Genomic DNA, 11,069 nt, shown 5'->3' on the forward strand with positions numbered 1-11,069 from the left:
AATTATTGAAGTCATAAATTAATTAAATATTTAGCAGCATATTTCTGTAAATAAAAGTTAAATAAATAAGTTTTAAACCAACCTCTTGTTGTTGAAAAGATCAGACTTTTACTACAGCACTATTATTTTCATCCGACTGATAAATAAGAAGATTAAAAAATCTCGCATAAAGTCTGTTTAATATGGAATAAGAGTCATGAAATTCATTAGCTAATAACTCGTGCTTCATAACTTACTGAATCAATACCTCAATTTTCAAAACTCTATTTGAAATTCATGATGTTTCGGAAATAAAAAAGCGGAGAAGGAAAACCTTCTCCGCTTAGTGCGTTATTTATACGTTCGAGGGAAAACTAAGGTGTCACGTCTGTAAACGTAAAAGTCCCGTTATCCAACTCGCGTTTCACTTCTTGCTTTTTGTCAAAGTCAATCTTAGTCAGGTCAACTTTCTTGATTCGACTGTCGTGCATCGTGGTGTAGTACAGCGCCTTGTTACCTTGATCGATCACCGAGGTCCATTGCGTCGCACTCGGCAAATCAGGGATATGTTCACGATATTCAGGCCCAAATTCTGTACCAATTGGAATATCGAAGTTGTTCAGAATGTGGAATGCTTGTGACACCGCCTCTTCGCCCGTTTTTGATTCCGGAGCAGTATTGACGAAAAACGCTGCACGAACAAATCGCGATGGTGGTGTAATGTCCCCTGGCATACCCAAGAACCCTGAGCCAATACCGAACGACTTCGCCTCAACACCACCAAACTTGGTTGGCGCACTAGTGCCCGGTTGCAAATGAATGTAGTTATTTAAATTAGTCACTTGCCATGGGAACGTTGGCGAGTTCGTTAATACACCTACTTCGTTGTCGTAGATGTGTACTTGGCCATGATCCATGATTTCGATGACGATGTTGTTACCCGCTTTGTCGGTAACACGCCAGTGCCCAGTTGGTGAAGGTTGTCCTTTCTCATCGATATAAACCGGTACAATATCGATATTTTTCATCGCTGTTTTAACTTCATCGACGGTTTTGAACTGCGACAGCATCCAACGAACAAAGTCCATATCAGCGATGCTGTTTGCACGGTCATTCGCGTCGTACGCTGTTAACGAGCCGTAACCTTTAAAGTAAAACAAACCGGCAGTCAGCCCTTCTTCATTGATGCCTTCGCCAATGAAGCGATCGTCACTGACGGAGATCCCAACAAAGCCGTACTTACTCTTCCAACTCAAACCTTGTTTCTGGTCCGGCATAGTTGAAGTAAACATGTAATCACGGGGAGCAACAATCAACTTGCTGTTGAGATCGTTCTCGCCCCACTCAATTGTGCGAGCATGAATGTGGTCATTCGCCACAGTAGAAAGAGAGATGCCAGTACAAGCACTCGCCGGAACGATAATGCTCGCAGAAAGCGCCATAGCAAGGAGGGTTTTCTTTATCATTTTTAGATCCACCAAGGAGGAGTAACATTTCGCGATTGTAGTACTTTCTAGGTAACTTACAATCGAAAAGATATTAAAATGGTGGAATATAAAATTGCTCATGTAGACACAAAATAGCACTCTAGTGATTAGAGCACTACTCATTGCTTACTATAGAATCCCCAAGTCACCTTCAATAGTTACTGGGTACATAGAAATGCCTTTGCGTGGGTCCTCTTCGATGAATTTGATCGAGTACTCTTTATCGGACTTTTGATTAAGCTTAAAAACGATGACAATTCGATGGCCCCTGAGAAACTCGTTAATATCAAACGCATCATCATTGGCGACTTTATCTCGGCGAAGTTGAAACAAATAGAGAGTATCGAAAAAGGAAGCATAATACCCAGTATTAACGATATGAGTATTCGAAAGGTAATTCACGTCCATCTTATACCTGCCATGAGAGCCAATAAGCTTAACGTTTCTGTCGCCGAAGTCTCCTTCCAACAGAAATACACTGGTCAAAGCATTCAACCAAGGAATGGACAATAGAGTAATAAGTAGTGCTAGGTAGATGAGCACCTTTTTCTTTCTTCCCATTTTCACCATCCTACCAAGCGTCCATTAAAAACAACTTCATCAAAAAGATGTTCACTTTCAGATTTTTGCATCTTACCGATCCACTTACCATCGCCTCGATCTGCAAGCTTCACGTGAGTGAGCCCTCGGAAATAACGAGATAAATCTAAACTGATCACTTTCTCAGCAAACTCGGGCTCAAGACCTTCGATGTAATTCCCATCAAGTGAAAAGAAATACATTGAACTGCCTAAAGACGCATAGATACCAGTGTGAACTCGGTACACTTGGCCATCAAAAGTATGGATGGTTTTGTAGAAGCCCGATTTGGCCGTCAATAAGATCTCATGTTCTTCATCTTGAAAGTGGGCATAACCAGAAAAATAAGTACCAAGAGAAAAGAACCACGGGAGAAAAAACGCAATGCCGATTACAACGAGTAATCTTAAGCTTAGTCTTTTTACGTTAGCCACCGACTCCTCCAAAGCAATCAAAACACTCAAATGCCTCGCGATAAACAAAGTAGAAAGTGACGATGCCAACAATTATCCCGAGTGAAACCTCCCAAAAAATCGGCTTTCTGATCAGATTTTTTATACCGGTACGTTGAATCTCAACATGTCGTGATTCCGAGTGGTTCGGTTCCTCTTTTATGCCGGCTAGATTCTCTACAACAGGTTCCGCTGTTACCGTTTCTTCTATTTTTGGATTACTTGCATCTGAAGCGCCATTTTCATGCTCTATCCCAACATTGTTTGCATTGATGAATACATACCCTTCACCAGGAAGGTTATTTATCTCGAACCCCAATTCCAGACTGTCGAGTTTTTTGCGTAACTTCATAATCGCAACCGCAAGCGAGTTATCTCCAACAACTCGTCCGGGCCACCCCAATTCAATCAACGCCTGTTTATCGATAACCTCGCCATGAGAATCACAAAAAGCGAGAAGCAAATTATATTCACTCCGATTCATTTCAAGTGGTTGATTTTCCTTTCCCGATTCACTATCGACCAAGGTAATCGTTCTTCTAACCGTATCAATAGATAGCCGTTCGTACATCTTTAACCTCGTGCAACCCCATTAGCATTAATTGTTGTATAAAAAAATATAAATTCAAATTATTCATGGCCTTATGGAAGAGATTCAACTGAATTAAATCTCTTTTAATCATCGATAAAGCACTATTAACAGCCTTTTATTTCCAAATTTTCGCTCAATCGATTCAAATTGCCGTCGACGAAAAACGGCTCGATTTCATATTGGATACGAACCAACAACTTTTTTAAACATAGGTGAAAAACATGAAACTTAATACATTTTTCTTGATGGGTGCGACAGCAATCACTTTCGCTTCTGGGGCGGTAAATGCAGCAGATGAAGCAAGTGCCGAAGTTATCTGGAGTGGCCTAATTGGTAGCTCTGTTCCTAGCACAAACCTAAAGATTACAGGTGAAGGCGGCGGCGAGATTGCTTCCGGAACTCTCTTCATTGAGAAAGACGGCAAGTTCACTTCTACAGAGGTGATTCTTGAAGCTCGTGATTATGACTCTGCATTAGAAACAACTGGTGACCGTCAACCTCTGGCAACGTGGTCATACATCAGCGCTCAAGTAATGATGGATGGTTCAATGTCATACGAAGCTGACGTAGCGGTAACTGATCAACTATCAGGCACAACGTTCACTCAGGGTAATTTCAATGAACTTCAAACAGGCGTTGTTGCTCTGACGGTTAAAAATGAACAACCAATCACCGATATTGCTGTACAAGGCGAAGGTCAAGTTAGTGTTCAAATGACCGCTAGCTACGAAGACGGCCTTTAATTGACAAAAGGGGGAAACGTGAAGTTTTCTTTGATTCGTTCGTTATTTTGCATGTTGACTGGAACATTCGTTTTCAGCGTAAAAGCAGAAACACACATTTTTCAGTTGGTCAGTGAAATCGATAAAAGTCAGTTTTTCTCTCACCAGATTACTGACATCGCGTTTTCCCCTTCTTCATTAACACTAAAAACAAATACGAAAACGAACACATTTAATGATGCGTTCACTTTGTTGACGGTCACGACAGACATTCCGAGTTCTGACCAGTCAATGAAGTTTCAACTCTTTATGAAGAGCAACACTTCACAGTGTTACAGCGCGGATGAGACGGCCCTAGTAACACCGTCAGATTTTGCTCAAGTTTACATTGAGGGACAACCATTAACAGAGATTGAACCTTTGTTGATGGAGTTCAATCAAGCTTCGGATGGCGTAAAGGCTGGCGAATACGACGTCAAATTTTCTTTCGGGACCTTGCCTGAGAGCGCGAGCTTATGTCAAGGCGAACTATCTGTGCTAGCGGAGCTTTCATTGTGAATAGAATTTCCACCGTTGCTACCAGTATTTTGGTAACACTTTCGTTTAGTAACGCTTCTTTTGCGGCACCGATCCCTCAAGGTTTTCAAGATTTCTATGAGCAACAAGCTCGAGATGTGGAAATCAAAGGGCTGAATGGCTCGTTCGTCACGTTGCCAATGTTAGTTACATACCACTCTGTGCAACTTAAAGATCAGAATGACGTTCAAACGTTAGTGGAACACTTAGTGCATTCTGGCTTAACCAAGGTGACGGCTACGAAAATCACTAATGATTTAGTGCTTGGCGCAGAAAACAGCTTTGATTGTGTGGGAGACTTGAACCTGTGCTCTCTTAACCCTGAGTCATACGATGTTTTCTATGATTACCACACAAACAAGCTCTACATTTACGTCAATAAAGCGCTGCTTGCCAATACAAAACCGGGAGCAATAAAGAAAGACTACGCGTCAACGTACAATGCAAATACTGGTTTGATCAATCGCGCAAATGTATACACAACGTCAAGCTTTAACGGTAGCCCTAACCTGTCACTCAGTGACCAACTCATTTTGGGTCTACCTTATGGTTCGGTACATCTTGACACTTATGTTAGCAACCAAGAAGGAACCTCCGAGGTTAACTACGGTTACTACAATATTGAACACAAAAACTTGCGCCTAACCGCCGGCTATCATCAAGAACGCTTGGCATTGAACAGCACATCGTTTTTATTGAATGGCACTCAGTACCATGAAGCTAGTGTAAATCTATCTTCAAGTAAGAACCTAAGTCGAGCAAATAGTAATGATGACCAGTTTTTGTTTTTTTATGCCCCTTCTAGTGGCGTTCTAAAAGTTTACAAAGACGAACAGATCATCGTCCAAAAGTCGGTAACAGAAGGCCAAGGCAGTATTCGCTATTCAGAACTTCCTAGTGGTGTTTACGACGTGACGGTAGAGATCACGGCAGGTTCTCAAGTGGTTTCCACAGAGTCGGTTCGTATTTATAACGCGCAAACCGATACGCTTAACACCGGAGAATTCGACTATTTTATTTCAGCAGGTCAATTCCAAGGTGCGGATGTAGAGGTCATCAATGAAGACAATGAATTTGAAGCGCAGAAGACGGAATCTTTCGAAGCCAAGCCTTATCTTCAAGGCATAGTGGCATATAAATGGTCTGATACTCAAACCCTCGCCTTAGGCTCTACTGTGACCGAAGAGTACAACATGGGGCAAGTTGGCCTTAAAGGGTATTTACCATTTGATAGCCGTTATGAGGTGACTGCCTCTTCAATTGATGGCGAAGCTTCTTACTTATCTGGCTACCTAAATGTAGGCCGCATCGGCGTCACCTATGAAAAGCTCGATAACGAAGAGAAGAACCGTTTTGCCCAGTACCTGTATGGCGCTGCGAGTAAGGAGCAACTGAGCCTATCGAGCAGTTTCACACTAGGTAAAAAAATCCGTGGATATGGGTCGGTAAACTACTTAAATCAGGCAGATATCTACAACAACGAGCGTAAAAACTGGTTCTTGTCATCAGGATTAAGTGCACCTTTCGTGCTTGATTCTAATCTTGATGTCAACCTGAGTTACAACAACGAATCGCTGGCTTCTGACTTTGATGAAGGCGAACTGACTCTCGCTATTAATTGGTCGGTCCCCTTGTCCTTTAAGCTAAGAGGCAAGTCGAGTGTCACCATAGATCAAGATGGCTTTAGCCAATACACCAACAGTCTAGAAACTCGAGATCTGCTAGATAGTGAAGAGACGGATCTCCGTCTAACGGCAAGCAACAGTTACTATGCAAACTCGTCGCAATCTTCGCTCAATAATGTGACGGCTTATGCGGCAAACCGAAACGAACATTATCATGCAGATGGTTTTGTGTACCTTGCTGACAACGGTGAAAAGTCAGTTAACGCGTCACTAAGCAGTACACAAGTTATTGGCAAGAATAGCATTCACTTCACTACGAAGCAGAGTGATGCGTACGTCTCTGTTGATACGAAGAACAACATTCGTTTTGACAATGAAGAGAGCCAAACAAAAGGCTTGTTGGTGGTAAAAGCTGACGACAAAGTGAAGCATAAAGAATACATCTATGGTGATTCTGGCTTGATTTCACTCGATAAATATCAAACCAGCACTATCGAATTAGATGTGGAGAGTGTTGCGCTGCACAATACAGGTCAGCAAAACGCGACGGGTTATACGCACCCAGGAACCGTAATTGAACTCAACTCAAATGTCAGCCGAGTCATCAGCTTTGTCAGTAAATTCAAAGATATTTTCGGTAACGACATTGAGACTATCGAATGTGAAGGCCCTGCGTGTTTGACCATCTCAAACATTACTTCAGGTATTCACAAAGTGGATGTTCAAGAAGGGCAAACTTTCTCACTCAAGAGCGGTGGCCAGCAATGTTATCTACCATCGGTAGACGATGCAAAACAATTAAACTTTGGCACAAATTACTGCCAGCCAGATCTTGAACCATTGGAGTCAATGGTTCTGGTCAAAAATAATCGAGAAATCAATGTGATGTACATCGGTCAATTTGATGACCTCACAGAGATCAACCAACAACTCAAGGCAATGACCAACAATGGCGCTGAACTGCTAACAACGCGTTTGGGCCGTAAGTCTTTTGTTTACCTGACTGGAGATAAGGATCTTCAACTCAGTCATCAACAACGTCAAAACATTGAAAACGTCGCTCAGTACGCCAACTCGGAAACGCAACAAGAGCGCGACTTTGTACTTAATAGACCAGAAGGTAACTGATGATGAAATCACTTCCAATTTTCGCTGCTGCACTTATTTCAACGGCAGCTTCAGCAATGAACGTAGATACTATGTTGTTAGTAGGTGACGAATACGGAAACGGCGTTTTCACTATCTCAAACAACAAATCGACCACTGAGTTCATTCAATCGAATATCACTCAGCTGCAAGTTAAAAATGGCGAACTGACGCGCACACCTTATACGGAGGCAAACTTCTCTGATTGGCGCGTAACGTTAACTCATCCAAAGATGATCCTTGAATCAGGTCGCCAAAAGCAAGTTGGTGTGCGTTCTTTGTGTGGTAACAAATGTGATTTTAGCGAAGACCAATACTACCTAGTTAGCTTTGAACCATCACCTTACGATCCAGAAGGAAAATCACAGTCTGCTGTGACGATCAACTTTGGCTATCGTCCTCTCTTTGTGATTCCTGCGAAAACACAGAAAATCGACTACTCAGTATCACTGTCGAACGGGAAACTGCACATCAACAACACGGGTAACAGCTTCATCCGCGCTTATGTGGACCAATGTACAGATACGGTAACAGAAGACTGCGAATTTACCGCTATGTCCTTATCGGGTCGTGAGCGCACGTATGAATTGCCTAAAAACATCTCAAAAGATCAAGTAGAAGTGACCGTTATTAACCATGACGAAAGCTACCATAAAAAGATAACGTTAAAGGATGGCAAGTAATGATTCGTTCTGCTTCTTGGTTACTGTTGCTTGCTGCCCCGCTGGTTCATAGTGCTACGCTCAATGTTCACATTGAAGGTCAACAATTGCGACTTGAGAACGCCATTGCTTTAGGTGGCAACACATACACCTTAAGTGACTGGACAGTGGCAAGTGGTCTCACTCCGACAGATCGTTTTCTCCCGGGCGCGTACCTAACCAACAAGCCAGATGAAATGACGTTAACTGGACCGACTGGGGCAAACGTTAATGCCCATATCGGGCTGAAAGGCGTGCAATACAACGTGTCATCTAACAATTATGTTCGTAATGACACTCAACTTGTAACCCCAAGCTGCGCAACATCGCAGCTATCTGGAAATACTGTCACTCTTGCAGATGAGAGTACTCAAAGTTGTAGTGCAAGCTTTTCTCTTGATTACAGCAATGAGGTTACCCCTTTTTATTTTTACAGACCAACCTTTGACTTGGATAAAACCGCACTCCTAGCCGCTTTGCAGGGACAAGAGAAAGGTGTGTACACGGCAACCATTCCTGCTGACATTCGATACTACTATCAGTCGTCAGGTGGCGCCCTTACCTATCGTGTTTTATCTGACGTTTTCACCGTCAATATCGATTATGTTCCTAATAGTTTGGAAAGCATCGATGTTGCTGGTGATGGTGTAATGAACCCTACTTATGACACAACCAACCATACTGTGTCCGCTGAAACCATGTTCAATATTACCGCAACAGGAACCTTTAGCACGGGATTATCTATGACTTTGCTAACCCATGAATTCACGTTGACGTCCAACACTGGGAAGACAGAAATCCCGTTTAGTATTGAATGTGCTTCCACCAACTGTGACGACCCTATTTGGGTAGAAAATGGTGCAAACAAACTGACGAATGACGAAACAAGTTATGTACTCGATGCGCCAACCAATGTGATTAATTTTGATCTCATGGTGAGTTACCAAGATATTCCTTCAACCGAAGTTGAATCCGGCACTTACTCAGGAAGTTTCACCGTTATGTTCGAGGAGTTGTATTAATGAATAGAACTACGTTCACAATGGGAATCATTGCAGGCTTCTCTTCTATTGTTATTGCAGAGCCTACCAACTGGTACGTGGGAGGCTCCCTCACCCATAACGGCAAAACAGATACCGAGTTCTCTGATTCCTCTTTTGGAGGAGGGATAAAGCTTGGCTATCAACTCTCTCCAACCTGGGCAATAGAAGCATCAACCGGTACATATGGCCAGCTAGATATGCTCAAAGTCGGTGAATACCGTAACACCACTCAAAATACCTCTCGCTACGGAACCGATCTGTCGTTGCTGGGCACCTTGCCTCTCTCTAAACGCTACAAACTTTACGGCGGTTTGGGCATGATTTTGGAAAACGACGAGCTCTCGCCCATCGCACAAATTGGCATTCGATATGAGCTAAACTCGCTCTGGGCGTTCAACTTTGGCTACAAGTTCATTTCCAGTCAGGAGCCAGACTATAAATTGCAATCATTGGGTTTCGGGATTCAATATCGATTCCAAAAGACCAAAACTCAAGCGCCCTCTCCTGTTTATGATCAGATTCAAGTGGTTTCTGAAACACAAACAGACAAGCAAGTTATACCGGTTATGGAATACACAGATCGCGGCACAGAGTGTAAGGTCAACGTATATCGCGTAAAAGAAGGGGATTGGTTGTACAAAATCGCAAGCCAACATCACATTTCCTTTAACGAGCTGAAGTCAGCCAACGATGGCTTTAAAGCCTTACGTGATATAGACGTTATTCATCCAAAGGATACCGTCATAATCCCAAACTTGCAGTGCCAATAAACCATGTTGCTTTGTATCGATGAGGCTAATCTCGCCATTGATGCCTATGACGACTCAACAAAAAGCTTAGTCATGTCGGTATCCATGAGCGTAAGCAGCTTAAACATCGCGAAAACACTCTTCGACGACACCGACAATATTTATAGCCGAGATGCCCTCATCGCGGCGGGTTGGCCAGATAAGCCTATCGGTTCTAACTCCCTGAACGTGAGTATTATGAAACTGCGTAGAAAACTTACCACCATAAACTCAAACATTGAAATCCGGGCTTATCCAACGCTAGGCTACAAACTGGTTTTGCCTGTTGGTATACACCTAATGTCATTGCAATCAAGGGCAACCAACGACTTTGCCTCTCTCTCCGACTCAAAACAAACGGGAGAAAAAGCAGGACCATTGCAAACGCGGTCTTACCCAACTCAAACTAACCTCCCCTCAATTCGCTGGGGAGATATTTTCCTTAGCGTTTTCATTTTGCTTTACAGCAGCGCGCTTTATTACTCTTTATACTAATCATGAACTTCAAAAGAACGATTGGCATTGCGACGCTCATTGTTGCGATGCCTTTTATCAATGCTACTGGTGGCGATTTCACCGTGTATTCGCCTGTGACCTCAACACGACTAGAAACGCATTTACAATTTTCCCATGGCTTTTATTCATCACTCCAATTCATGCCCCATGATGTCATTCGTCATAGCCAAGGGCTTTATGCGGTGGTAAACAATACGGTATTTATGCTGTCTTTTAACAAGAGTTATGAATTTTTAGATGGCAATCAAAATGCAGCCCAAACAATAACGCTCAACGCTAAAGATTACCTCTCTCAAATCAACGTCGCTCAACTCGATGAAAAAAGTAACACCGTTTATCTCAGCAAGAGGTTTGAATATGAAAGGCTCGATAATGTCGAAATTACTGGTCAAATGGGCTTCTGGTAAGTTCTCATTGTGGAAGGTGTCGATAATTATAGGAGGCTTGGTAATACTGAGCCCTTGGTTAAGTTTGCTAGGTTCTAAGTTCTCCATAGAAAGCCAATTGAGCAACCCTAACCGAAAACTCAGCGTATACGTAAACAATGGTTTGTTTACCTTCATTACCACATTAGAAGACGGAACAATGAGAAAGAGTTCCGGTATTGTCGGTTACACAAACAGCTGCTTTTACTTCTTGACGCTGAGCAGCCAGTACTTGTACATCGCTGATCACTCTTCACAAGCATTTAAAAGGGATCTCATCAACGCAAACAACCTATATTTTGACGCAAGAATTGAACGCCTAAACAAACAAGAGTTTTTGCTGACTTACGATGAAGAGATTGAATCTGAGGGGACACAGGAGCAACTAGCCAGACTATCCGGCCAGTTGAATTGGTATTAAAAAGCTAGCCAAGATTG

At 42.6% G+C, this 11,069-nt stretch carries 13 protein-coding genes; 9 read left to right on the plus strand and 4 right to left on the minus strand.

Features of this window, described 5'->3' with window-relative positions; translation table 11 throughout:
• Window positions 1-353: 353 nt before the first annotated feature.
• The 4 genes from ATB76_RS05025 to ATB76_RS05040 form a co-directional block, all read right to left on the minus strand.
• A complete protein-coding gene (locus tag ATB76_RS05025) occupies window positions 354-1,445 on the minus strand; it encodes a choloylglycine hydrolase family protein (protein WP_061034805.1) in 1,092 nt (363 codons plus the stop codon).
• Window positions 1,446-1,595: 150 nt separating this feature from the next.
• Window positions 1,596-2,027 carry a hypothetical protein gene (locus ATB76_RS05030; protein WP_061034806.1) on the minus strand — a complete coding sequence of 144 codons (432 nt, stop codon included), beginning with the start codon at window positions 2,025-2,027 and terminating at the stop codon, window positions 1,596-1,598.
• A 2-nt stretch (window positions 2,028-2,029) separates the two neighbouring features.
• On the minus strand, window positions 2,030-2,479 hold the full coding sequence (locus ATB76_RS05035) for a hypothetical protein (protein ID WP_042600709.1): 450 nt from the start codon (window positions 2,477-2,479) through the stop codon (window positions 2,030-2,032).
• Window positions 2,472-3,068 (minus strand): winged helix-turn-helix domain-containing protein, encoded by a 597-nt coding sequence (locus ATB76_RS05040; protein ID WP_061034807.1) that lies wholly within the window; start codon window positions 3,066-3,068, stop codon window positions 2,472-2,474. Before ATB76_RS05040 ends, ATB76_RS05035 begins: the two co-directional genes overlap by 8 nt.
• Window positions 3,069-3,310: 242 nt before the next feature.
• On the opposite strand from ATB76_RS05040, the gene ATB76_RS05045 reads away from it, so the two are divergent.
• Genes ATB76_RS05045 through ATB76_RS05085 form a run of 9 tightly spaced genes read left to right on the plus strand, consistent with a single transcriptional unit; the run spans window position 3,311 to window position 11,052 of the window.
• Window positions 3,311-3,832 (plus strand): hypothetical protein, encoded by a 522-nt coding sequence (locus ATB76_RS05045; RefSeq protein ID WP_061034808.1) that lies wholly within the window; start codon window positions 3,311-3,313, stop codon window positions 3,830-3,832.
• 18 nt (window positions 3,833-3,850) lie between these two features.
• Window positions 3,851-4,369, plus strand: a complete 519-nt coding sequence (locus ATB76_RS05050) for a hypothetical protein (protein ID WP_061034809.1) — start codon at window positions 3,851-3,853, stop codon at window positions 4,367-4,369.
• Window positions 4,366-7,140: a TcfC E-set like domain-containing protein gene (locus ATB76_RS05055; RefSeq protein WP_081094891.1), complete on the plus strand. Its 2,775-nt coding sequence runs from the start codon at window positions 4,366-4,368 to the stop codon at window positions 7,138-7,140. Before ATB76_RS05050 ends, ATB76_RS05055 begins: the two co-directional genes overlap by 4 nt.
• On the plus strand, window positions 7,140-7,841 hold the full coding sequence (locus ATB76_RS05060; protein ID WP_308619660.1) for a hypothetical protein: 702 nt from the start codon (window positions 7,140-7,142) through the stop codon (window positions 7,839-7,841). The genes ATB76_RS05055 and ATB76_RS05060 overlap by 1 nt, the downstream gene beginning before the upstream one ends.
• Entirely contained in the window at window positions 7,841-8,881 is a 1,041-nt protein-coding gene (locus ATB76_RS05065) for a hypothetical protein (RefSeq protein WP_061034812.1), read from the plus strand. Before ATB76_RS05060 ends, ATB76_RS05065 begins: the two co-directional genes overlap by 1 nt.
• The gene (locus ATB76_RS05070) at window positions 8,881-9,672 is read left to right on the plus strand and encodes an outer membrane beta-barrel protein (RefSeq protein WP_061034813.1); all 792 of its coding nucleotides are present in this window, start codon (window positions 8,881-8,883) and stop codon (window positions 9,670-9,672) included. The genes ATB76_RS05065 and ATB76_RS05070 overlap by 1 nt, the downstream gene beginning before the upstream one ends.
• A 3-nt stretch (window positions 9,673-9,675) precedes the next feature.
• Window positions 9,676-10,185: a helix-turn-helix domain-containing protein gene (locus tag ATB76_RS05075; protein WP_061034814.1), complete on the plus strand. Its 510-nt coding sequence runs from the start codon at window positions 9,676-9,678 to the stop codon at window positions 10,183-10,185.
• Between the two features lie 2 nt (window positions 10,186-10,187).
• Window positions 10,188-10,613 (plus strand): hypothetical protein, encoded by a 426-nt coding sequence (locus ATB76_RS05080; protein WP_061034815.1) that lies wholly within the window; start codon window positions 10,188-10,190, stop codon window positions 10,611-10,613.
• Window positions 10,579-11,052, plus strand: a complete 474-nt coding sequence (locus ATB76_RS05085) for a hypothetical protein (RefSeq protein ID WP_240538028.1) — start codon at window positions 10,579-10,581, stop codon at window positions 11,050-11,052. The genes ATB76_RS05080 and ATB76_RS05085 overlap by 35 nt, the downstream gene beginning before the upstream one ends.
• The last annotated feature ends 17 nt before the right edge of the window (window positions 11,053-11,069 follow it).

It is taken from the genome of Vibrio sp. MOR3 (assembly GCF_001557775.1).
Classification (GTDB): domain Bacteria; phylum Pseudomonadota; class Gammaproteobacteria; order Enterobacterales; family Vibrionaceae; genus Vibrio; species Vibrio jasicida.